Source organism: Pseudomonas sp. PS01303 (genome assembly GCF_029959385.1).
Taxonomy (GTDB): domain Bacteria; phylum Pseudomonadota; class Gammaproteobacteria; order Pseudomonadales; family Pseudomonadaceae; genus Aquipseudomonas; species Aquipseudomonas rustica.
Genome location: NZ_JASCPK010000040.1, coordinates 20,447 through 41,693, shown reverse-complemented (window position 1 = coordinate 41,693; position 21,247 = coordinate 20,447). Strand labels below are relative to the sequence as shown.

General features: G+C 58.2%; 21 protein-coding genes. 8 read left to right on the top strand and 13 right to left on the bottom strand.

Annotated elements, in window-relative coordinates; all coding sequences use genetic code 11:
- Positions 1-170 precede the first annotated feature (170 nt).
- Positions 171-1,085: a LysR family transcriptional regulator gene (locus QMX93_RS13820; RefSeq protein WP_212544650.1), complete on the top strand. Its 915-nt coding sequence runs from the start codon at positions 171-173 to the stop codon at positions 1,083-1,085.
- Here QMX93_RS13820 and QMX93_RS13815 read toward each other — a convergent pair.
- On the bottom strand, positions 1,075-1,842 hold the full coding sequence (locus QMX93_RS13815) for a substrate-binding domain-containing protein (RefSeq protein WP_282356562.1): 768 nt from the start codon (positions 1,840-1,842) through the stop codon (positions 1,075-1,077). The two genes, QMX93_RS13820 and QMX93_RS13815, sit on opposite strands and share 11 nt — an antisense overlap.
- A gap of 12 nt (positions 1,843-1,854) precedes the next feature.
- The gene (locus QMX93_RS13810; RefSeq protein ID WP_053121470.1) at positions 1,855-3,147 is read right to left on the bottom strand and encodes an MFS transporter; all 1,293 of its coding nucleotides are present in this window, start codon (positions 3,145-3,147) and stop codon (positions 1,855-1,857) included.
- A 425-nt stretch (positions 3,148-3,572) separates the two neighbouring features.
- Between QMX93_RS13810 and QMX93_RS13805 the strand changes: the two genes are divergently transcribed.
- Entirely contained in the window at positions 3,573-3,878 is a 306-nt protein-coding gene (locus tag QMX93_RS13805) for an RcnB family protein (protein ID WP_053121466.1), read from the top strand.
- 8 nt (positions 3,879-3,886) lie between these two features.
- Here the strand turns inward: QMX93_RS13805 and QMX93_RS13800 are convergent, their stop codons facing one another.
- Positions 3,887-4,966, bottom strand: a complete 1,080-nt coding sequence (locus tag QMX93_RS13800; RefSeq protein ID WP_282356561.1) for a sensor domain-containing diguanylate cyclase — start codon at positions 4,964-4,966, stop codon at positions 3,887-3,889.
- 163 nt (positions 4,967-5,129) lie between these two features.
- Between QMX93_RS13800 and QMX93_RS13795 the strand changes: the two genes are divergently transcribed.
- Positions 5,130-5,468 carry an FKBP-type peptidyl-prolyl cis-trans isomerase gene (locus QMX93_RS13795; protein ID WP_053121462.1) on the top strand — a complete coding sequence of 113 codons (339 nt, stop codon included), beginning with the start codon at positions 5,130-5,132 and terminating at the stop codon, positions 5,466-5,468.
- A 176-nt stretch (positions 5,469-5,644) separates the two neighbouring features.
- Here QMX93_RS13795 and QMX93_RS13790 read toward each other — a convergent pair whose 3' ends face one another.
- The 3 genes from QMX93_RS13790 to QMX93_RS13780 form a co-directional block, all read right to left on the bottom strand.
- Complete coding sequence (locus QMX93_RS13790) at positions 5,645-5,956, bottom strand: XRE family transcriptional regulator (RefSeq protein WP_282356559.1); 312 nt, start codon at positions 5,954-5,956, stop codon at positions 5,645-5,647.
- A gap of 202 nt (positions 5,957-6,158) precedes the next feature.
- Positions 6,159-6,536, bottom strand: coding sequence for a DUF6124 family protein (locus tag QMX93_RS13785; protein WP_282356558.1), 378 nt, complete (start codon positions 6,534-6,536; stop codon positions 6,159-6,161).
- Between the two features lie 434 nt (positions 6,537-6,970).
- Positions 6,971-8,074: a cytochrome P450 gene (locus QMX93_RS13780; protein WP_282356557.1), complete on the bottom strand. Its 1,104-nt coding sequence runs from the start codon at positions 8,072-8,074 to the stop codon at positions 6,971-6,973.
- A gap of 78 nt (positions 8,075-8,152) precedes the next feature.
- On the opposite strand from QMX93_RS13780, the gene QMX93_RS13775 reads away from it, so the two are divergent.
- From QMX93_RS13775 to QMX93_RS13765, 3 genes are all read left to right on the top strand, one after another.
- Positions 8,153-8,914, top strand: a complete 762-nt coding sequence (locus tag QMX93_RS13775; RefSeq protein ID WP_282356556.1) for a helix-turn-helix transcriptional regulator — start codon at positions 8,153-8,155, stop codon at positions 8,912-8,914.
- A 142-nt stretch (positions 8,915-9,056) separates the two neighbouring features.
- Entirely contained in the window at positions 9,057-10,277 is a 1,221-nt protein-coding gene (locus QMX93_RS13770; protein WP_282356555.1) for a putative DNA modification/repair radical SAM protein, read from the top strand.
- A complete protein-coding gene (locus QMX93_RS13765) occupies positions 10,274-11,095 on the top strand; it encodes a TIGR03915 family putative DNA repair protein (RefSeq protein WP_212551535.1) in 822 nt (273 codons plus the stop codon). The genes QMX93_RS13770 and QMX93_RS13765 overlap by 4 nt, the downstream gene beginning before the upstream one ends.
- 163 nt (positions 11,096-11,258) lie before the next feature.
- Here QMX93_RS13765 and QMX93_RS13760 read toward each other — a convergent pair whose 3' ends face one another.
- The 5 genes from QMX93_RS13760 to QMX93_RS13740 form a co-directional block, all read right to left on the bottom strand.
- The gene (locus tag QMX93_RS13760) at positions 11,259-12,278 is read right to left on the bottom strand and encodes a branched-chain amino acid aminotransferase (protein WP_053121443.1); all 1,020 of its coding nucleotides are present in this window, start codon (positions 12,276-12,278) and stop codon (positions 11,259-11,261) included.
- 233 nt (positions 12,279-12,511) lie between these two features.
- Positions 12,512-13,885 carry a dihydrolipoyl dehydrogenase gene (gene lpdA, locus QMX93_RS13755; protein ID WP_282356553.1) on the bottom strand — a complete coding sequence of 458 codons (1,374 nt, stop codon included), beginning with the start codon at positions 13,883-13,885 and terminating at the stop codon, positions 12,512-12,514.
- Positions 13,886-13,892: 7 nt separating this feature from the next.
- Entirely contained in the window at positions 13,893-15,164 is a 1,272-nt protein-coding gene (locus tag QMX93_RS13750; protein ID WP_282356551.1) for a dihydrolipoamide acetyltransferase family protein, read from the bottom strand.
- Entirely contained in the window at positions 15,165-16,223 is a 1,059-nt protein-coding gene (locus QMX93_RS13745; RefSeq protein ID WP_008086973.1) for an alpha-ketoacid dehydrogenase subunit beta, read from the bottom strand.
- A 1-nt stretch (position 16,224) separates the two neighbouring features.
- Positions 16,225-17,460 carry a 3-methyl-2-oxobutanoate dehydrogenase (2-methylpropanoyl-transferring) subunit alpha gene (locus QMX93_RS13740; RefSeq protein WP_007915086.1) on the bottom strand — a complete coding sequence of 412 codons (1,236 nt, stop codon included), beginning with the start codon at positions 17,458-17,460 and terminating at the stop codon, positions 16,225-16,227.
- 185 nt (positions 17,461-17,645) lie between these two features.
- On the opposite strand from QMX93_RS13740, the gene bkdR reads away from it, so the two are divergent.
- The gene (gene bkdR, locus QMX93_RS13735; RefSeq protein ID WP_008086971.1) at positions 17,646-18,134 is read left to right on the top strand and encodes a Bkd operon transcriptional regulator BkdR; all 489 of its coding nucleotides are present in this window, start codon (positions 17,646-17,648) and stop codon (positions 18,132-18,134) included.
- A gap of 31 nt (positions 18,135-18,165) precedes the next feature.
- Here the strand turns inward: bkdR and QMX93_RS13730 are convergent, their stop codons facing one another.
- Complete coding sequence (locus QMX93_RS13730; protein ID WP_282356548.1) at positions 18,166-19,773, bottom strand: hypothetical protein; 1,608 nt, start codon at positions 19,771-19,773, stop codon at positions 18,166-18,168.
- Positions 19,774-19,899: 126 nt separating this feature from the next.
- Positions 19,900-20,763 (bottom strand): MBL fold metallo-hydrolase, encoded by an 864-nt coding sequence (locus QMX93_RS13725; protein WP_282356547.1) that lies wholly within the window; start codon positions 20,761-20,763, stop codon positions 19,900-19,902.
- 103 nt (positions 20,764-20,866) lie between these two features.
- Here QMX93_RS13725 and QMX93_RS13720 point away from each other — a divergent pair, with 103 nt between their 5' ends.
- Positions 20,867-21,208 (top strand): metalloregulator ArsR/SmtB family transcription factor, encoded by a 342-nt coding sequence (locus QMX93_RS13720; RefSeq protein WP_053121433.1) that lies wholly within the window; start codon positions 20,867-20,869, stop codon positions 21,206-21,208.
- The last annotated feature ends 39 nt before the right edge of the window (positions 21,209-21,247 follow it).

Below are 21,247 nucleotides of genomic sequence, written 5' to 3'. Positions count from 1 at the left end.
GTAGGAGTGAGCATGCTCGCGATAGCGGTAGATCAGATACTGTTGAGTTGAATGATCTACCGCTATCGCGAGCAGGCTCACTCCTACAGGGGATTTTCATCGTTTCTGTAATATTTGGCATCAATTGGTTACATTCATAACCCCTGCGTATCAATCCCTGCGAGTCCGCCATGGCCATCAACTTCGACCTCAACGACCTGCAAGCCTTTCGCGCGGTGGTCGAGCAGGGCAGTTTCCGCAAGGCCGCCGACACCGTGCGGCTGTCGCAACCAGCCCTGAGCCGGCGCATCGAGAAGCTCGAAGACGCCCTCGGCGTAAAACTGTTCGAACGCACCACGCGCAAAGTCAGCCTGACTCAGGCCGGACGCGGGTTTCTGCCCAGCGTCGAGCGTTTGCTGGATGATCTGGATGTTGCGCTGCTCGGCATCAGCGAAGTCGCCTCGACCCGATTGGGTCATGTCACCGTCGCCTGCGTGCCGTCTGCGGCCTACTTCTTCATGCCGCGCGTGGTCGCCCGCTATCACCAGCAATTTCCGCGAATCAAGGTCAAAGTCCTCGACTCCAGCGCCCACGATGTCCTTACCGCCGTGGTCAACGGCGAGGCGGATTTCGGTTTGAGTTTTATGGGCACGCAGGATGCCAAAGTCGATTTCGAACCGCTTGTGCAGGAGTGCTACGTGGTCGCTTGTCGCCGCGATCACCCGCTGGCCGGGCGCAGCAGCGTGACGTGGGACGAGTTTTATCAGCAGGATTACATCTCGCTGGACAAAACCTCGGGCAATCGCTTTTTGCTCGATCAGGCCTTGAGCCGGGTGGTGCCGCAGCGTCAAAGTATCTGCGAGACCCTGCATGTGACGACGATGATCGGTTTGGTGGAGGCCGGGTTGGGCGTGGCGGCGGTGCCGTTGATGGCGATGCCGGGGCCTGACCATCCGATTCTGACGCGGGTGCCGCTGACCGATCCGCAGGTGATGCGCAGTGTCGGCATCATCAAGCGCCGGGATCGTACGTTGACCCCGGCAGCACTGGAACTGGAGCGGCTGGTGGTGGAAATGAAAGTCGTGTCGCCGACCGTCAGCGCTTGACCGAATCCAGCCCGGTCGCTTGCACGTCAGCCTGGGCGGCGGGCGCGGCGAGATAAGCGAGCAAGGCTTTCGCCTCGGCCGGGTGTTCTGCGTTCATCGGAATACCGGCAGCAAAACGCGTCACCGACTGCACCGATTCCGGAATCTTCGCGACAAAACTCACCCCCGGCACCGGCAGCAATTCGCTGACTTGCTGGAAGCCCAGTTGATAGTCGCCAGTGGCAACCACCGAGCCCACCGGGACTTTCGGGATCATCTTCGCCTTCGCTTTCAGTTGATCCTCGATGCCGAGTTTCTTGAACAACTGCTGCTCGATGTACACGCCGCTGGCGCTGTCGGAGTAGGCCACCGACTGTGCGTCGAGCAGGGTTTTCTTAAGAGCGTCGACGTTGCTGATGTCCGGTTTCGCCGCGCCTTCGCGCACCACCAGGCCGATCCGCGAGTCTGCCAGTTCAACGCGGGAAGCCGGGTCGACCTTGCCTTGTTTGATCAAGTCATCGAGGGCATAGCCGACCATGATCACCACGTCGGCGTGTTCACCGCGCGCGAGGCGATTGGGGATCGCTTCCGGTGCCTTGCCCATCGACGGGCCGAGTTGGGTGTCGAGGGTGTTACCGGTGTCGGCAGCGAATTTCGGGCCGAGGATTTTGTAAGCGGCGGTGAAGCCCCCCGACGTCATCACGTTCAGTTGTTCGGCATGTGCCAGAGCGCTGAACGCGAAGAGGGCGAGGGCGGTGAGGTTGAAGAGTTTTTTCATGGTCATTATTCCTTATGCGGCAACCGGTTGCAGACGGCCGCCCGCGCGGCGATAGAGGTACAGCGTCGCGCACAATGCGCACAGCGCGCCGATGCTCATCCAGTAACCCGGCGCGGCTTTGTCGCCGGTGTACTGAATCAGGAAGGTCGACATGGCCGGGGTGAAACCGCCGAAAATTGCGGTCGCCAGGCTATACGCGAGGGAGAAACCGGCCACACGCACTTCGACCGGCATGATCTCGGTCAGCGCCGGAATCATCGCGCCGTTGTACATGCCGTAGATAAACGACAGCCACAACAGCGACAGCAACATGTGGCTGAAGCTTGGCGCCTGCACCAGATACGACAGCGCCGGATAAGTCGTGGCCAGTGCCAGCAGCGACATCGCGATCAGCACCGGACGACGGCCGATGCGATCCGACAACATGCCGCCGATTGGCAGCCAGAAAAAGTTCGAAACGCCGACCAGCAAAGTCACCAGCAGCGCATCCGAGGTACTCAGGTGCAGCACGGTTTTGCCGAACGTCGGCGCATAAACGGTGATCAAGTAAAACGCGGTGGTGGTCAGGGCGACCATCAACATCCCGCCGAGCACCACCACCCAGTTCTGGCCAAGGGTGCGGAACACTTCGCCCATCTTTGGACGGTGTTTGCGCGCGGCAAACTCTTCGGTTTCCGCCAGATTACGACGCAACAGAAAGATGAACGGCACGATCATGCAACCGACGAAAAACGGAATCCGCCAGCCCCAATCGGCAATCACGTCCGGCGCCATCCACGCGTTCAGCGCGAAGCCCAACGCAGCGGCAACGATGATCGCCACTTGCTGACTGGCCGACTGCCACGCGGTGAAAAAGCCCTTGCGGCCCGGCGTAGCGATTTCGGACAAATACACCGAAACCCCGCCCAATTCCGCACCGGCGGAGAAGCCTTGTAACAGACGCCCGATCAGCACCAGCGCCGGCGCAAACAGGCCGATGGTTTCGTATCCGGGCACCAACACAATCAATATCGTGCCGCTGGCCATGATCGACAACGTGACGATCAAACCCTTACGGCGACCGACGTCATCGATGTACGCACCGAGCACGATTGCCCCCAGCGGACGCATCAAAAAGCCTGCGCCGAACACCGCGAAGGTCATCATCAGGGACGCGAATTCACTGCTCGCCGGGAAGAACACCGACGCGATTTGTGTGGCATAGAAGCCGAACAGAAAGAAGTCGAACTGTTCGAGGAAGTTGCCCGAGGTCACCCGGAAAATGGCGCCGGCCCGCGAGCCGCCGTGAGGGATTGTGGCTGTCATAGCAAAGTACTCCACCGCTTTTATGACGTGCGCCACGGAGAGTCTGCGCACGGATGTTATTGGGGCGGATGGTGGCGCAGGTGTAACAATATGTTAATTGCATTGTTGGCATGCATTGATGTGTAAAGCGGATCAATGCACCAGCGAACGCTTTTGTGGGAGCCGAGCTTGCTCGCGAAAGCGGTAGATCAGTTGATGAAGAGGTTGGCCGTGCCGAACGCCTTCGCGAGCAAGCTCGGCTCCTACAGGTTCTGCGGTGTTCACGAAATTCGTAGACACCTGAAAATCTTGTAGGAGCAGAGCTTGCTCGCGAAGGCGGCATGACTGGCGGCTACAATTTCCCGGACAGCCCGAGCAAAAACACGGAATGATTCCCGCGCCCCGCAGTCGGAGTTCAGGTATCACCCATCAATAGAGGTTCACCGATGAACAGCAAAACCCTAATCGCCAGCCTGGCCCTCGTCGCCGGCATTGCCGGGATCAGTCCACTTGTTCAAGCGGCGCAAACCTCAAGCGATCCCTCCGTTCAATCCCCGGTCAGCGACCGCGAATTGAAGGTCAACGACCGCGCCCCGGATATCTATCAACGCAGCGAAAAAGCCATCGACTGGAAAGCCAAAGGCCTGAAAAAACCGGTTGAACAGGCGCAATGGGTGCAGATCAATGATCAGTACGTCATGGTGATGATTACCAACGGGACGATTGTCGAGATGAAACCGGTTCCGCGTTGAGTTGAGATTCAAAAGCCCTGCGCATGCACTCGCGCAGGGCTTTCCCCGCCCAACCGATACTGATTATTGCCACTGCGCTTAGCCTCATACATCGCCAGATCGGCAATGTGCAGCAGCCGATCCATCGCCGTCGCATGATCCGGAAACACCGCCACCCCAAGGCTGGTGCCGATGTGGCGTTGGTCGTTGCCGATGCTGATCGGTGGCGACAGTTCGATGAAAATTTTCTGACAGATGTTGCGGGCTTCGTCCTGCAGGTTGAGGCTCGGTGACAGGCCCTGCAGGATGACCACGAATTCGTCACCGCCAATCCGCGCGACGGTGTCGGTGCTGCGCAAGATGCGTTTCAGGCGGGTGGCGGTGGTGATCAAAACGCGGTCTCCGGCGGCATGGCCGTAGTGGTCGTTGATGTTTTTGAAACCGTTGAGGTCGACGAACACCAGCGCGACGCGGGTTTCAGTTTGTCGCGCCTGATCCAGTGCTTCGGACAGCCGTTGCTCCAGCACCAGACGATTGGGCAAACCGGTCAGCGGATCGAAGTGGGCGAGGTGCTGGAGGTAACTGGCCGAGGCCTTTTCTTCAGTGATGTCGCGCACCACGCCCATCATTTTGATCACCGCATCATGGTCGTTGCGCACTACATTGCCGGTCTCGCGCAGCCAGCGAATCGTGCCGTCGGGCCAGACTACGCGGTATTCCTCGTCATGGTTTTCCCCGGTTTCCAGGCAACGCAACTCACCGTCGCGCACCCGCACGCGGTCATCCGGGTGTACGCAGGAGCAGAAGAGGGCGTAGGACGGGGTGATGTCACCGATCTTGAAACCGAACATGCCGTAGATGGCGTCTGACCAGTAAAGGCGATCGGTATCGACCTCCCAATCCCACGTGCCAATGCGCGCGAAATATTGGCTGCGTTTAAAGCGCTCGGCATCGCCGTCTTGATGAATGTTCTGGCCATCGGCTGCGCGGGTCAGCAGCTCTCGGTAATCGGCGAGTTGCCGACGCAATTCACGTTCGCGCCAGAACAGCACGGCAATCACGGCCAGCAAAATCACGCCAACGGCGAGGCCGATCCAGAGCTGGGTCATTGGGGCGCTGCCGGCATGGCGAATCGATCCGTGAAGTAGTGGCGGTTGGCTATCTTAATTCGTCATCACTCGATTCGGATACAGCGTTGATCTGCGTGTTCGGGTTGCCAACAGCCAGCAATTCTGGGAAAACGGCGGCCTGCTGAACAATAGAGCGAAGGTTATGAATGATGAACTGCAGGTAATCGATCTTCAGGTAGGCGAGGGCAAAGCCGCCGTCAAAGGCGCGCTGATCACCACCCAATACACAGGCTGGCTGGAAGACGGCAGCGAGTTCGATTCTTCCTACAGCCGTGGCAAACCTTTTCAGTGCGTGATCGGCACCGGTCGTGTGATCAAGGGCTGGGATCAAGGGCTGATGGGGATGCAGGTGGGCGGCAAGCGTAAATTGCTGGTGCCGGCGCATTTGGGTTATGGCGAGCGGACGATGGGCAAGATTCCGCCGAATTCGAATCTGGTGTTTGAGATTGAGTTGTTGGAGGTTTTAACGCGGGAGGATTGAGGTGGGTGGCTTAGGTGTTTTTATTTGAGCCGTGAACACAAGGAATGCGCCTCTATCATCCAGCGAAGCGTTGCCCTCACTGGATGATGTTGAGGTTATCCAAAAAGCCTGCGCATTCTAACTTTGCGGACTTCTAGCGGTGGTTGGGTTGAAGTGCCTTTAGGCGATAGCTGATATCAGGCCCATTGCAGTGGCGGAGCCAAGGGAAAGCAGATATCTACTTCTAATTTCGCAGCGGCGGACAGATTGACCAATGCATCCAGCGAGAACTTGTCGATTTTACCGTTGAGTACATCATTGAGGCGTGGCTGAGTGATGCCCAACCGTTTCGCTGCGTCCTTCTGAGGAAGCTCCCAGGCGCGAATGGTCTCGCAAAGCGTACGCATCAGTTTGGCTCGCCGACGCATATCGGCTGCGTGCTGCGGGGTGTCTTCCAGTGCATCCCAAATACTTGAAAAGCATTGATTGTGGTCTGGATGATCCTTCATGGGTTCATAGCCTGTTTCCTTGGTTTCAGACGGCCTGCTTTTTTGTGGCGAGGGAACTTGCTCCCGCTGGGTTGCGTAGCGACCCTAAAACCATTCGATCCGGGTAATTCAGATACACCGCAGATACCGGTTTTGCGACTGTTTCGCAGCCGAGCGGGACGGTGCGACGATTCGACAAGCTCCCTCGCCACAGTTTTCAGTCTCAGTTTCGGGTGGGCGGTTCGAGGTTGTCGAGGGCGCGGTTGACGGCGAGTTCGCCGAGCATGACGACTTGCTGGATGCCGAGCAGGGTGTTGCGGTAGGGCGTTTCGAGCAGGCCGGCGAAGTCGCTGAGCATGATGCTGGCGGAGGCCATGGATTCGCAGGCGTGGGCTAACAGGGATTCGGTTTCCATGTCCGGCGCGACGATGAACATGGTGCTGGGTTTTCGTTCGGACGGGATGTGCGGTTTGAGGTAATGGTCGAGGGCGCGTTCGGCGGCCTCGTGGAGTTTTCTGGAATTGGGGGCAGAGTAGGGCGAGGTTGGATCTGATTCGGGTATGGCATCTGTTTCTGGTGGATTCGGCGTTACTTTGAACATTGCGGAGGTTTCCAAAGTGATGCTGACACCACTTCGCGACTAAACGAGAGGTGGCAGCTATACGCAGGTTAGTCGACCGGAAAACCCACCCAAACCGGCGCACCCGAAGGCGCCCTGCGCACAGCTACCATTGAGTGAGGTATCGAAATACCTACTGTCTGGAACGTTGTACAGATTGAGTGGATTACCGAGCGACTAAACCCGATCACTGAACATTCAGTGACGCGAACCAAGTTACCGGCAGCCCCCAAACCGCACAAGCCGGCGGATTCTGGCGTAGTTGTAGGCAAAGGCGCAAGGCGCTGTAGCCTTGTGGATGATGCCGAAATGATGCTGCGTTTTTCCGGGGCTTTCGCGAGCAAGCTTTGCTCCTACAGTTGATCGGCGACGCGCAAATCCTTGTAGGAGCCGAGCTTGCTCGCGAAGGCGGCCTATCAGTCACCCACGAAACTGAACATAGGCATCCGCCCATTCAGCGAAGGCCGGTAATGCCAGGCCAGTCGCTCCAGATTCACACCGTGATCGAGGATTTCTCTGACAGTCGCACTGGCAATTTCCATCGCCAGTATTTGCCCGGGACACTGATGCCGACCGCTGCCAAAACTGAAACTGCGCCGGTTCGGGCGATCCGGCAAAAACTGGTCAGGGTCTTCGTTCAACGCCGGATCCCGATTGGCCGAGGCCAACAACAGCAGAATCACATCCCCAGCCTCAACGCGCACCCCATCAATCTCGCAGGACTGCGCCACAAACCGTCGCGTGTTCTGCACTGACGGATCAAAACGCTGCACTTCCGCCAACACCGCTTCCATCGACGCCTCACGCAAATCGGGCCGACTTTTTAGCGCCACCAAAGCATTGCCAATCAACCCGGCAGTGGCTTCATAAGTCTGTGAACACAGCCCGATCAAATTGGCGAACAGCGCGTCTTCATCGCCTTCAAATCGCCGCTGAATTTCCGTCAGCAAAGCGCTGTCCGCCTCAGTCAGCAACTCGATGAAATACCCGCGCAACTGCTCAGCCGCCGCATGCGCCGCCGCCAATTGAAGGTCATTGCTCAACGGCGAGAGACAGGCGACGAAATCCGCCGTCAGCGCGCTGATCGCCCGGCCCTGCGCCGGGGTAAAACCAAGCAGCGCCGCGACCACGCAAACAGGCCCGCGAAACATGGCTTTATATAAGCCGTCGGCGTCCACGTTTATCAACCGTGCAGCCACCAAGGCGCGAACCTCGGCTTTATTGATCAGCTCAAGCGCAGGCTCGATTGCCGAACGCGGGCAACGCTGACGCTCGCCATCATTCATCCGCATCAACTGGCCGAACATCTTGCCGGCCATGCCGCCGGCAATCGCTTTCGGCACGGGTTCCTGTGCGGGACGCACGCGGCAATCGGCATGCGCCAACACCGCGCACACCACACGGGCACTGCTGGCGACCCACAATTTCAGTTCCTGATGAAACACCAAGCCTCCTTGAGCACGCAGCGATGCGTAATAAGGATAGGGATCGGTATGAGTCGCAGCGTTGATCGGATCCATGGTTCGCAGCCTTGTCGTCAGGAAAGTGTTGCGAGTATCGTCAGTCCTCAGCGGCGACGATTCGTCCGGGAGCGAAATATGCACGCAGAACATCAAGACATCGGCGTTTCGCAAGTGGCTGCCGCCATCGCGGAACCGGCGCGTACGAAAATGCTCTGCTCGCTGATGGATGGACACGCCCGCACCCCTACGGAGCTGGCGGCCATCGCCGAGGTCAGCGCCTCCACGGCCAGTGCGCACCTGGCCAAACTCAGGGATCTCGCGCTGGTGCGTCTGCATGTGCAGGGCCGTCATCGTTATTACAGCCTCGCCGATCAGCGCGTCGCCCAGGCGTTGGAAGCCTTGATGGTGATTGGCCAGAGCGCCGCGCCGACGTTCAAGCCGCACACGCCGGATCGTCTGCAATTCGCCCGGACGTGCTATGACCATATGGCGGGGACGCTGGCGGTGTTGCTGCATGACCGATTTATCGAGGCCGGATGGCTGGTGGAGACCGACGAGCAGGCGTATCGCTTGAGTGACAGTGGCGCGGCGCTGTTTGAAGGTCTGGGTATCGAGGTTCAGGATTTGAGCACGTTGCGCCGCAAGTTTGCTTGTCCTTGTCTGGACTGGAGCATGCGTCGGCCGCATCTGGGTGGCTCGTTAGGGGCGGCGTTGTTGCAAGCGGCGTTGAGGCGTAAGTGGGTGACGCAGGATCTAAACAGTCGGGCGTTGGCGTTGACGGCCGTAGGGCGCAGGGAATTCGGGGCTCGGTTTGGTGTTGAGGTGGCGATTGATAAAGGCCAGATCAAAAGATCGCAGCCTTCGGCAGCTCCTACAGAGCGTGTGTACACCCGATGAACCCCGATCCCGAATCTACGTAGGAGCTGCGGAACGCTGCGATCTTTTCATCTTCGCTCCAAGCCGACGAGGGGTCGTGCCCAACCTTGTGCGCAAGCTCGCGACGCTATACTGTATATCCAAACAGTAAAGAGCCCGCGCCATGCAAATCATCGACAAGCTGAGCATTCTCGCCGACGCCGCCAAGTACGACGCGTCATGCGCGAGCAGTGGTGCGCCCAAACGCAGCTCCGAGGGCAAGAGTGGTCTCGGCTCGACCGATGGCATGGGCATTTGCCACAGCTATACGCCGGACGGGCGCTGCGTGTCGTTGTTGAAGATTTTGCTGACCAATTTTTGCCTTTACGATTGCCAATACTGCGTCAATCGCCGTTCCAGTGACGTCCCCCGCGCACGTTTCACGCCGGAAGAAGTGGTGGCGCTGACCATGGATTTCTACCGGCGCAATTGTGTCAGCGGCTTGTTCCTCAGCTCCGGAATCATCCGCTCGGCGGACTACACCATGGAGCAACTGGTGCGCGTCGCGAAGCTGCTGCGCGAAGAACATGAATTTCGCGGTTACATCCACCTTAAAACCATCCCCGAAGCTGATCCTGCGCTGATCGAAGAAGCGGGGCGTTACGCCGATCGTTTGAGCGTCAATATCGAACTGCCCACCGACGCCAGCCTGCAGACGTTGGCGCCGGAGAAGGATATCGGCTCGATCAAGCTGGCCATGAACACCATCTACACCGGTGTGCAAACCGTCCTCAATGAACCCCGTTCAGCGAAGTTCGCACCCGCCGGGCAAAGCACGCAAATGATCGTCGGCGCCGATGACACCGACGACAGCACAATTTTGCACAGTGCGCAGTCGCTGTACGGCAACTACCGCTTGCGGCGGGTTTATTATTCGGCATTCAGCCCGATCCCCGACAGCCCGAAAAGCGTGCCCCTCGCCGCGCCGCCATTGATGCGTGAACACCGTCTGTACCAAGCTGATTTCCTCCTGCGCAGCTACGGTTACAGCGCTGACGAACTGCTCAAGGGACCGGGCAATCTGGCCTTGGACATCGATCCGAAACTGGCGTGGGCACTGCAGAATCGTGAAGTGTTCCCGCTGGATCTGAACCGTGCCGAAGCGTCTCTGATCTCACGCATCCCTGGCATCGGCCTGCGCACCACCGAACGCCTGGTCGAGCTGCGTCGTCAGCGCCGAATCCGCTACGAAGACGTCGCGCGCATGCGCTGCGTGCTGGCCAAGGCCAAGCCGTTCATCATCACCAGCGATTACCACCCACAGCAGGCCGAAGTCACCAGCCATTTGCTCTATCAGCAATTGCGCGACCGGCCGATGCCGCAACAAATGGGGTTGTGGGGATGATCAATCTTGATTGCGACGATCTGTTCGAGACGTGGCGTCAGCAAGCGCGTTGGCTGCTGAGCCATGAAATCGATCCAAGTCTGGTGAGTTGGGCGTCGGAAGGGGTGGGAGACCTGTTCGCCAGTGATGATCCAGTTCCAGAGGGTCAGGGGCCGTTTATGGCGCGGATTCCGCGTGCATTGCTCGATACGCTGGAACAAGCGGCGCAATACCGCGGCGATCAACGCTGGAGTCTTTTATATGAAGTGCTGTGGCGGGTCAGCCATGGCGATCGCACGGCCATGCTCGCCGGAGACAAGCTTGGCAGCGAGCTACAGCGGCGTATAAAACAGGTGCGCCGCGAAGCCCATCACCTGCATGCGTTTGTGCGCTTCATCGAACGCTCGTCAGCCAGCGCTGGCCCGCAATATGTGGCATGGCACGAACCGGCGCACGACATCCTGCACAGTGCCAGCGAACATTTCATCGGGCGCATGGGCCGCCATCGCTGGCTGATCGCGACGCCGCGTGACGGGGTTTATTACGATGGCGAGCAACTGATTCACCAGCGTCAATGCCCCGTGGAATGGCAGCAACTGGCGCAGAACGTCGATGATCCGCATGGTGATCTGTGGTTGACGTATTACAGCCACATCTTCAATCCGGCGCGGTTGAATCCCAAGGTCATGCAGGGACATTTGCCGGTGCGGTTCTGGAAGAATCTGCCGGAGGGCGAGTTGATTCCTGGACTGATTACGCAGGCGCGGATGGGGAAGCAGCAGAACGGGCAGGCGAGTGGGATCGCCAGTCGTGCCGGAAAAAGGATTGCCTTGAAATAGAAGATCAAAAGATCGTCCGATCGCGGCCCGAGCCTTCGGCAGCTCCTACAGGAGATCTATGTAGGAGCTGCCGAAGGCTGCGATCTTTTGATCTTTATCACCACAAAAAAAGCCCCCCACCAATCACTCGGTGGAGGGCGTTCATACATCCAGAGCCGTCAAATCAAACCTTAACGATCCAACCCGCTGGCGCTTCGATGTCGCCGGTCTGTACACCGGTCAGCTCTTTATAAAGCTTCTGGGTCACAGGGCCGACTTCTGTCTCGCTGTGGAACACATGCAGATGATCGTTGTAGCTGATGCCACCGATCGGCGTGATCACTGCCGCAGTACCGCAAGCGCCGGCTTCTTTGAAGTCCGACAGCTTGTCGATCAGCACATCGCCTTCAACGACTTCCAGGCCCAGACGCGATTTCGCCAGTTCAATCAGCGACAGGCGGGTGATGCCTGGCAGAACCGACGGCGAGTTCGGGGTGATGAACTTGTTGTCGTGGGTGATCCCGAAGAAGTTGGCCGAACCGACTTCTTCGATCTTGGTGTGGGTCATCGGATCCAGGTAGATCGCGTCAGCGAAGTTGGCTTTCTTGGCTTTCGAGCCCGGCATCAGGCTGGCCGCGTAGTTGCCGCCGACTTTGGCTGCGCCGGTGCCTTGGGGGGCGGCGCGGTCGTAGCTGGAGATCTGGAAGTTGTGCGGGGTCAGGCCGCCCTTGAAGTAGGCGCCGACCGGGATGCAGAAGATCGAGAAAATGAACTCGGGGGCAGTGCGCACGCCGATGTTGTCACCCACGCCGATCACGAACGGGCGCAGGTACAGCGCGCCGCCGGTGCCATAAGGCGGAATGAAGCGCTCGTTGGCACGAACCACTTCCTTACAGGCTTCGATGAACTGCTCGGTATCAACGGTCGGCATCAGCAGACGCGCGCAGCTGCGTTGCATACGCAGGGCGTTCTGATCCGGGCGGAAAAGGTTGATCGAGCCGTCCTTGCAACGATAGGCCTTCATGCCTTCGAAGCACTGCTGGCCATAGTGAAGGGCAGTCGAGCCTTCGCTGATGTGCAGCACGTTGTCTTCGGTCAGGGTGCCTTTGTCCCACTCGCCATCGCGAAAGTACGACAGATAGCGCTTGTCGGTCTTGATGTAGTCAAAACCCAGCTTGTCCCAATTGATGCTTTCGTTACCCATGACACCCTCTATCACTGAACAACCGTCGAAACGGTTCAAGGCTTCTGACGTTTTTTGGATGGGCACAACAATACTTCATTCTTGAGCGGTTTCGCAGCCCGGACTATCGGATGACAGACAGATAAATCGCGTTGCTCTCAAGAATTCGCGAGCAAGCCCGCTCCCACATTTGAAATGCATTCCCCCTGTGGGAGCGGGCTTGCTCGCGAAGAGGCCATCACAGCCCCCGTAAATTAAAGGTGCAACGCATGCCCCAAAGCACGCAACGCCGCTTCCTGCACCGCTTCACCCAAGGTCGGATGCGCATGGATGGTGCCGCCGATGTCTTCCAGCCGCGCGCCCATTTCCAGGCTTTGCGCAAACGCTGTCGACAACTCGGACACGCCAACGCCCACCGCCTGCCAGCCGACAATCAGATGATTGTCCCGACGAGCGACCACGCGCACGAAGCCGCTTTTCGACTCCAGTGTCATCGCTCGGCCATTCGCCGCGAACGGGAAACTCGCAACAATGCAGTCCAGCCCCGCAGCTTTAGCCTCGTCCGGCGTCTTGCCGACCACCACCAATTCCGGATCGGTAAAGCACACCGCAGCAATCGCCGTCGGGCTGAATTCGCGGGTTTTGCCGCTGATCAACTCGGCAACCATCTCGCCCTGCGCCATGGCGCGGTGAGCGAGCATCGGTTCGCCGCTCAAATCACCGATGGCGTAGACGTTGCGCATGCTGGTCTGGCAGCGGCTGTCGATCTTGATCGTCGAGCCGTTCATGTCCAGATTCAGCGCTTCCAGATTCCAGCCCTGTGTATTCGGCTTGCGACCGACTGCTACCAGCACCTGATCAGTTTCCAGGTTCAGGGTTTCGCCCTCGGGATCGCGCACCTGCAACGTGCCGTCGAAACCCAGCACGCTGTGTTTCAGGTACAGCTTCACACCCAGTTGCTTCAACGCCTCGTGCACCGGCTGCGTCAGTTCGGCGTCGTAGGCTGGCAGGATACGATCCTGCGCCTCGACCACGCTCACGTCAGCACCGAGCTTGCGATAAGCGATGCCTAACTCCAGGCCGATGTAACCACCGCCGACCACTACCAGACGTTTCGGCACGGATGTCGGCGCCAGCGCTTCGGTGGAGGAAATGATCGGCCCGCCAATCGGCAGGATCGGCAGATTGACGCTGGTCGAACCGGTGGCCAGCACCAAGTGCTCGCACTGAATACGCGTGTCGCCGACTTCAACAGTCTTGCCGTCGATGACTTTGGCCCAGCCATTGATCACTTGAACCTTATTCTTCTTCAGCAACGCCGCAACGCCAGTGGTCAGGCGATCAACGATGCCGTCCTTCCACTCGACACTTTTGGTGATGTCGAGCGTCGGCGCGGCAACGCTGATGCCCAGCGCCGAATGCTGACTGTGATGCCGGGTCTGGTGAAACTGCTCAGCCACATGAATCAACGCTTTCGACGGGATGCAGCCGATGTTCAGGCAGGTGCCGCCCAGCGATTGGCCTTCGACCAGAATCGTCGCAATGCCCAGTTGCCCGGCGCGAATCGCGGTTACATAACCGCCAGGACCGCCACCGATGATCAGCAGCGTGGTGTTCAGAGATTGCATGCGAGCCTTACTCCACAAACAAAGTGGCAGGTTGTTCGATCAGGCCACGAATGGCCTGGATGAAGAGTGCCGCGTCCATGCCGTCGACCACGCGGTGATCGAACGAGCTGGAGAGGTTCATCATCTTGCGGATCACCACCTGGCCTTTGACGACCATTGGCCGTTCGACGATTTTGTTGACGCCGACGATGGCCACTTCCGGCAGATTCAACACCGGCGTGCTGACGATACCGCCCAGCGCACCGAGGCTGGTGAGGGTGATGGTTGAACCGGATAGCTCATCGCGACTGGCCTTGCCATTGCGCGCGGCATTGGCCAAACGCGAGATTTCCGTGGCGCTGTCCCACAGGCTGCGCGTTTCGGCGTGACGCACCACCGGCACCATCAGGCCGACATCGCTTTGCGTGGCGACGCCAACATGCACGGCGCCGAGGCGGGTGATGACCTGAGCTTCGTCGTCGTAACGGGCATTCATCTGCGGGAAGTCGCGCAGGGCGACGACCAAGGCGCGGACGAGGAACGGCAGCAAGGTCAACTTGCCACGGCTGGCACCGTGTTTTTCATTCAGGTGCGCACGCAGTTCTTCAATCGCGGTGACGTCGATTTCTTCGACATAACTGAAGTGTGCGGCACGTTGAGTGGCGTCCTGCATGCGCTGGGCGATCTTGCGGCGCATGCCGATCACTTGAATCTGTTCTTCGTCGTCGCGTTGGGCGTAAGCGGCAGCCACCGGCGCCGAAGCGTTCGACTGACCTTGCGCCAGATAGCTTTCCAGATCTTCGTGCAACACCCGACCGGCCGGGCCGGAACCGCGCACCAGACGCAATTGAATGCCCAGATCCAGCGCATGTTTGCGCACGGCCGGGGAGGCGAGCGGGCGTTCGTCTGCTTCGCGAGCAACCATTGGGCCTTGGCAAACCGCAACCGGACGCGGGGCGGCTGGAGAGGGCTTGCTCTCAACAACGGCCTCAACTTTCGGCGCAACGGGTGTTTCTTTAACGGCAGCAGGCGCGGCGGATTCTTTCATATTGCCGGCACCTTCAACCTCAATGCTGATCAGCACACTGCCAACCGCCATCACTTCACCTGGCTGACCACCAAGCGCAATCACCTTGCCATGTACCGGCGACGGAATATCGACCATTGCCTTGTCGGTCATCACGTCCGCCAGCACCTGATCTTCAACGACCAGATCGCCAACCTTGACGTGCCACTGCGACAGTTCTACTTCTGCGATGCCTTCGCCGATGTCCGGCATCTTGATAACGTGCGTGCCCATTCAGACCTCCATAACCCGTTTCAACGCCGCACCCACTCGGGACGGCCCTGGGAAATACGCCCACTCCTGCGCGTGCGGGTAGGGGGTGTCCCAACCGGTGACGCGTTCGATCGGCGCTTCCAGGTGATGGAAGCAATGCTCTTGCACCAGCGACACCAGTTCGGCGCCGAAACCGCAGGTGCGCGTGGCTTCGTGAACCACCACGCAACGGCCGGTTTTCTTCACCGACTTGACGATGGTTTCCAGATCCAGCGGCCACAGGCTGCGCAGGTCGATGACTTCGGCATCGACGCCGCTTTCTTCGGCAGCGACTTGCGAGACATACACGGTGGTGCCGTAGGTCAGCACGGTCACGTCCTTGCCCGGACGAGTGATGGCGGCAACGTCCAGCGGCACGGTGTAGTAACCGTCCGGAACCTGCGCTTGCGGGTGTTTCGACCACGGCGTTACCGGACGGTCGTGATGGCCGTCGAACGGGCCGTTGTACAGGCGTTTCGGCTCGAGGAAGATCACCGGGTCATCGTTTTCGATGGAGGCGATCAGCAAGCCTTTGGCGTCGTAAGGGTTGGATGGCATCACGGTGCGCAAACCGCAGACCTGAGTGAACATCGCCTCGATGCTCTGGCTGTGCGTCTGGCCGCCGTAGATGCCGCCGCCGCAGGGCATGCGCAGGGTCATCGGTGCGGTGAACTCGCCAGCCGAGCGATAACGCAGGCGCGCCGCTTCGGAAATAATCTGGTCGGACGCCGGGTAGACGTAGTCAGCGAACTGAATCTCGGCAACCGGACGCAGACCGTAAGCGCCCATGCCCACGGCAACGCCGACGATACCGCTTTCAGAAATCGGCGCATCGAACACACGCGACGCGCCGTACTTGGTTTGCAGGCCTTCGGTGCAACGGAACACGCCGCCGAAATAGCCGACGTCCTGACCGAACACCACCACGTTGTCATCACGCTCAAGCATCACATCCATGGCCGAGCGCAGGGCCTGGATCATGGTCATGGTGGTCGTGGTCATGGCGGTTTCCAGCTGAATATTGTTGTTGTGATCGTTCATGTCAGATCCCCAACTGCTGACGCTGGCGCTTCAAGTGCTCCGGCATCTCTTTGTAGACGTCTTCGAACATGGTCGCGGCGCTTGGAATCTGGCCGCCGGCGAGGGTGCCGTACTGTTCGGCCTGTTTCTGCGCGGCAATCACTTCGGCTTCGAGCTCGGCGCTGACGGCAGCGTGCTCTTCGTCCGACCAGTGGCCGACCTTGATCAGGTGCTGTTTGAGGCGGGCAATCGGGTCGCCGAGCGGGAAGTGGCTCCAGTCATCGGCCGGGCGGTATTTCGACGGATCGTCGGAGGTCGAGTGCGGGCCGGCGCGGTAGGTGACCCATTCGATCATGGTCGGGCCGAGGTTGCGGCGGGCGCGTTCGGCAGCCCAGGCAGAGGCCGCGTAAACCGCGTAGAAGTCGTTGCCATCGACGCGCAGAGAAGCGATGCCGCAACCGACGCCGCGTCCGGCGAAAGTAGTGGCTTCACCACCGGCGATCGCCTGGAAGGTCGAGATCGCCCATTGGTTATTCACTACGTTGAGGATCACCGGCGCGCGATAAACGTGAGCGAAGGTGAGGGCGGTGTGGAAATCCGATTCGGCGGTGGCGCCGTCACCGATCCACGCCGAGGCGATTTTGGTGTCGCCCTTGATCGCGGAAGCCATGCCCCAGCCGACCGCTTGAATGAACTGGGTCGCGAGGTTGCCGGAAATGGTAAAGAAACCAGCCTCTTTAACCGAATACATGATCGGCAACTGGCGGCCCTTGAGCGGGTCGCGCTCGTTGGACAGCAGTTGGCAGATCAGGTCGACCAGTGGCACTTCGCGGGCCATCAGAATGCTTTGCTGACGGTAGGTCGGAAAGCACATGTCGTCGATGTTCAGGGCCAACGCCTGAGCACTGCCAATAGCTTCTTCGCCAAGGCTTTGCATGTAGAACGACATTTTTTTCTGACGCTGGGCGACGACCATGCGGTTGTCGTAGATGCGCGTCTTGAGCATGGCGCGCATGCCTTTACGCAGGATCTCGACCGGCACGTTTTCAGCCCAAGGGCCGAGGGCGTTGCCTTGATCGTCGAGCACGCGAATCAGCCCACGCGCCAGGTCGGCGGTGTCGGCAGGTTCGACGTCGATGGAAGGTTTGCGCACCGTACCGGCATCGGTCAGATGCAGGTAGGAAAAATCGGTTTTGCAGCCTGGACGGCCCGAGGGTTCAGGGACGTGCAGACGCAGCGGTTCATACGCTTGGGTCATGGCTTCTACGCTCGATCTTGTGAATTTCTTGTAGTGAGCTGGCAGTCATCCTTCGGTAGAAGAAATCTTGTCCTACAACAATCATAGGCCGGGCCAAGAAGAATATTTATCTCTGTTTCGTTGCGCTGGAGACGATTTGCAGATAGAAATTCTGCATAAACATAAAAAACAGGTGGTTTTGTCTCATGCGCAAACTGGATCGTACCGACATCGGCATTCTCAACAGCCTTCAAGAGAACGCGCGCATCACCAACGCCGACCTTGCACGCTCGGTGAATCTGTCGCCGACCCCGTGCTTCAATCGGGTCAAAGCGATGGAAGAATTAGGCCTGATTCGCGAGCAGGTGACGCTGCTGGACGCCGACCTGCTGGGGCTGCACGTGAACGTGTTTATTCACGTCAGCCTGGAGAAACAGGTGGAGTTGGCGTTGCAGCATTTCGAAGAAGCGATTTCTGATCGCCCCGAGGTGATGGAGTGCTATTTGATGGCCGGCGACCCGGATTATCTGATCCGGGTGCTGGTGCCGACGATTCAGTCGTTGGAGCGCTTCATGATGGACTTTCTGACCAAAGTGCCGGGGGTGGCGAATATCCGCTCGAGTTTTGCGTTGAAGCAGGTGCGGTATAAAACCGCGCTGCCGCTGCCGGCGAATGGGTTGACGTTGGGGGCGTGATCCCCAAATCAACCCGGATCGAATAAGAGCATCAAGGGGGCGTTATGTAAAAAGTGCGCGTGACGATTGTGGGTTCGAGTGCGTTTTCCTGGAATATGGTTATGCTGTTTTTGCCATATTGAAAAGCTTTTCCAGAACGACCTTTCCAGTTGCCATTATCGTCGACCTTGGCAATGACTATCGGAATGTCTCCTTCAAATTCATCTATATAAACCGCTCTTGCCCCCGGCTGTCCCGTTCCGGCGAATTCAGGGTCAAGCTGATGAGCCGTCGAGCCTTCTTCCGGGTATTCAATAGTGAATGGTATTTGTGGTTCGACATTAAACACCACGGTCGCTTTGCTGGTTGTTCCGTCCTCATAAGTCTGAAGCGCGATCCATTTTTTTTCTCCAGCCGATAGGCCTTTAACGTCGATCATCCAATTGTGCGATGTATCAACAGTAGCGTTGCCTATCGGGTGCGAGTCTTCAGTCAGGAGTATGTGAGCCCCTACGGTGCCAGTGCCGTAGGTTGAAAAAATTGATCCCGTTGTTTCACCGTCATGAGGATGGAAGAAGGTCACCGGCAATTTCTCGACAACATTGACCTTAATGGTTGCGCTGGACTTCAACCCGTCATGCGTGATTTGTGTCGCGGTTATGTATTTTTCGCCTGGCGTGAGCTTCTTGTCTGGAATCACATCCCAATACGCGTCACCTACTGGATTTAAGCGGTCGACCACTCCCTCTCCGATGACCTCATTTCCATCCGAAAGCGTAATTTTTGCGCAGCCCTCACCATTCCCGGCGAATCCCACTCCTGGCGAAACACTGGAATCTGGATACGGAGCATAAATAGAAACCTTAATATGCCCTCTGATAACGCTAAAAGTTACCGACGTGGTTTGGATTGAACCCTCCAACTCCTGCATTACTTTGACCGTTTTTTCACCGAGTGAAGTTGCATCGTAGGTAAATAGCCAGTGTCCATAGATGTCGCTTTGACCTTGAGCTATGGATTCGCCATTTTCCGTGGCGATCAGTGTTGCATTGGCCAAAGCTTCAATTTTGAACTCGTGGCCAGAAAATACTTCCTCACCCTCTACAGGCTGCTTGATGTGCAACGAGCGGTCAGCATTACAGGTGATGTTCACAATGGCTGATGAAACCTCGCCATTAATAGAGCGTTGCTGTACGGCTATTCGGTGGTTCCCGTCAGGCAGAGGGCCGATCGAGAGGGTGAAATAACCCCAGTCCGCCGTCGCGCTGGCAACGCTTTTACCGTTGATAAACGCTTCGATGATTGCCTCCGGATCGCCTTCGCCATTCACCAGAACATGAGAAAGCACCGAGTCGTTTTCGAGAGGTGAACTGATTTTGACTTCCCTAGTTGTGACGTAGAGGGTAACGGCGTGGCGGGTGACATTTCCAAGCAGGTCGGTCTGGGTTGCAACAATGTTTTTTGCGCCATTGCCAAGCAATGGGAAATCAATGTGCCAGGAGCTTTCTTCTGTCACGACAGTGCGACCAATCTCAACGGTGTTTGCCGTCAGGACAACAGTCGCTCCGGTTGTGCCTTTTCCCTGAAACAGGATGTCGTGGTGGACAGTTGCGTGATTTTTGGGAAAAAGTATCGTCACTTCGTCAGCTACTGCGCTCATGAGAAAACTCCTTTTCACTCGATCGGTCGGGAGTGTTGACTCTGCGCAGTGGGCGCTTTGGCGTCTACTGTCAGAAATTACAGGTTCACAGGTGAAAACCAACCGTCTGTCGGTCAGTGCTGTCGATCAGAGTTTGTTGATCGGAATCTTCAGATAAACCACACCATTGTCCTCAGCCGCCGGAAAATTCCCCGCCCGCACGTTCACCTGAATCGCCGGCAACAACAGCGTCGGCATGCCCAGCCCGGCATCACGCTGCGTGCGCATCTCGACAAACGCCGCCTCATCCACCCCGTCATGCACATGAATGTTGCTTTTGCGCTGCTCGCCCACCGTGGTCTGGCACTGCGACTCGCGACCTTCAGGCGGGTAGTCGTGGCAGACGTAAAGCTTCACGCTTGCCGGGAAGGCCAGCAGTTTGTGGATCGAGTTGAACAGTTGATTGGCGTTGCCGCCGGGGAAGTCGCAGCGCGCCGTGCCGACGTCAGGCATGAACAAGGTGTCGCCGACCAGAATCTGCTCGCCATCAATCAGGTAAGCCATGTCCGCCGGTGTGTGGCCGGGAACATGCAGCGCCGTAGCTTTGAGATTGCCGATGCTGAATGACTCGTTCGGCGCGAACAGGTGATCGAACTGAGAACCGTCGACGCAGAACTCCGGCTCCAGATTGAACAGCGCCTTGAACACGTTCTGCACTTTACTGATCGACTCGCCGATGGCGATCTTGCCGCCCAGTTCGCGGCGCAGATACGGCGCGGCGGACAGGTGATCGGCGTGGGCGTGGGTTTCCAGCAGCCACTGCACTTGCAAGTTGTGTTGGCGGACGAAGGCGATGATTTTGTCGGCTTGTGCGGTGCAGGTGCGGCCGGCAGCGCCGTCGTAGTCGAGCACCGGATCGACGATTGCGCATTGCCCGCCGTCGGCTTCGTAGACCACGTAACTGTAGGTCGAGGAGGCGGGGTCGAGGAAAGCTTCAATCAGCGCGGGCATGGACACAAACCTGTACGAGTGGGCGAAAAGTCATTCGGGGTTGCAACACTTTATGTAAAAACATAATGTTCGCAGCTTAAGTGACGTTGAAGGCATCGTGCAAATGCAATCCAGTCTGACCGAATGTGAAGTCGCCCAATTACGCGCCTCGGCCACCAAGGCCTGTGCGTTGCTCAAGGCGTTGGCCAATGAAGATCGGTTGTTGATCCTCTGTCAATTGACCCAGGGCGAACGCAACGTTGGCGAGCTGGAAACCATGACCGGCGTACGCCAGCCAACGCTGTCCCAGCAATTGGGCATTTTGCGCGACGAAGGCATGGTCGCCACTCGCCGCGAAGGTAAATACATTTTTTATGGGCTCGCCAGCCCGGAAGTGATTCAGGTGATGAAGACCCTGTCGGGGCTTTATTGCGGGGCCGTCCTAAAAAGCTGGGAACACCCATAAATGCCACCCATCGCACCAATCCCCTGTAGGAGTGAGCCT

Excerpts from the sequence above, each read along its gene's own strand:
- QMX93_RS13775 (WP_282356556.1), top strand. The coding sequence starts at position 8,153 with ATGCACGCAGAACATCAAGACATCGGCGTTTCGCAAGTGGCTGCCGCC.
- QMX93_RS13800 (WP_282356561.1), bottom strand. The coding sequence starts at position 4,966 with ATGACCCAGCTCTGGATCGGCCTCGCCGTTGGCGTGATTTTGCTGGCC.
- QMX93_RS13770 (WP_282356555.1), top strand. The coding sequence starts at position 9,057 with ATGCAAATCATCGACAAGCTGAGCATTCTCGCCGACGCCGCCAAGTAC.
- QMX93_RS13760 (WP_053121443.1), bottom strand. The coding sequence starts at position 12,278 with ATGGGTAACGAAAGCATCAATTGGGACAAGCTGGGTTTTGACTACATC.
- QMX93_RS13820 (WP_212544650.1), top strand. The coding sequence starts at position 171 with ATGGCCATCAACTTCGACCTCAACGACCTGCAAGCCTTTCGCGCGGTG.
- QMX93_RS13785 (WP_282356558.1), bottom strand. The coding sequence starts at position 6,536 with ATGTTCAAAGTAACGCCGAATCCACCAGAAACAGATGCCATACCCGAA.
- QMX93_RS13720 (WP_053121433.1), top strand. The coding sequence starts at position 20,867 with ATGCAATCCAGTCTGACCGAATGTGAAGTCGCCCAATTACGCGCCTCG.
- lpdA (WP_282356553.1), bottom strand. The coding sequence starts at position 13,885 with ATGCAATCTCTGAACACCACGCTGCTGATCATCGGTGGCGGTCCTGGC.
- QMX93_RS13740 (WP_007915086.1), bottom strand. The coding sequence starts at position 17,460 with ATGACCCAAGCGTATGAACCGCTGCGTCTGCACGTCCCTGAACCCTCG.
- QMX93_RS13725 (WP_282356547.1), bottom strand. The coding sequence starts at position 20,763 with ATGCCCGCGCTGATTGAAGCTTTCCTCGACCCCGCCTCCTCGACCTAC.
- bkdR (WP_008086971.1), top strand. The coding sequence starts at position 17,646 with ATGCGCAAACTGGATCGTACCGACATCGGCATTCTCAACAGCCTTCAA.
- QMX93_RS13810 (WP_053121470.1), bottom strand. The coding sequence starts at position 3,147 with ATGACAGCCACAATCCCTCACGGCGGCTCGCGGGCCGGCGCCATTTTC.
- QMX93_RS13745 (WP_008086973.1), bottom strand. The coding sequence starts at position 16,223 with ATGAACGATCACAACAACAATATTCAGCTGGAAACCGCCATGACCACG.
- QMX93_RS13780 (WP_282356557.1), bottom strand. The coding sequence starts at position 8,074 with ATGGATCCGATCAACGCTGCGACTCATACCGATCCCTATCCTTATTAC.
- QMX93_RS13730 (WP_282356548.1), bottom strand. The coding sequence starts at position 19,773 with ATGAGCGCAGTAGCTGACGAAGTGACGATACTTTTTCCCAAAAATCAC.
- QMX93_RS13765 (WP_212551535.1), top strand. The coding sequence starts at position 10,274 with ATGATCAATCTTGATTGCGACGATCTGTTCGAGACGTGGCGTCAGCAA.
- QMX93_RS13795 (WP_053121462.1), top strand. The coding sequence starts at position 5,130 with ATGAATGATGAACTGCAGGTAATCGATCTTCAGGTAGGCGAGGGCAAA.
- QMX93_RS13815 (WP_282356562.1), bottom strand. The coding sequence starts at position 1,842 with ATGAAAAAACTCTTCAACCTCACCGCCCTCGCCCTCTTCGCGTTCAGC.
- QMX93_RS13750 (WP_282356551.1), bottom strand. The coding sequence starts at position 15,164 with ATGGGCACGCACGTTATCAAGATGCCGGACATCGGCGAAGGCATCGCA.
- QMX93_RS13790 (WP_282356559.1), bottom strand. The coding sequence starts at position 5,956 with ATGAAGGATCATCCAGACCACAATCAATGCTTTTCAAGTATTTGGGAT.
- QMX93_RS13805 (WP_053121466.1), top strand. The coding sequence starts at position 3,573 with ATGAACAGCAAAACCCTAATCGCCAGCCTGGCCCTCGTCGCCGGCATT.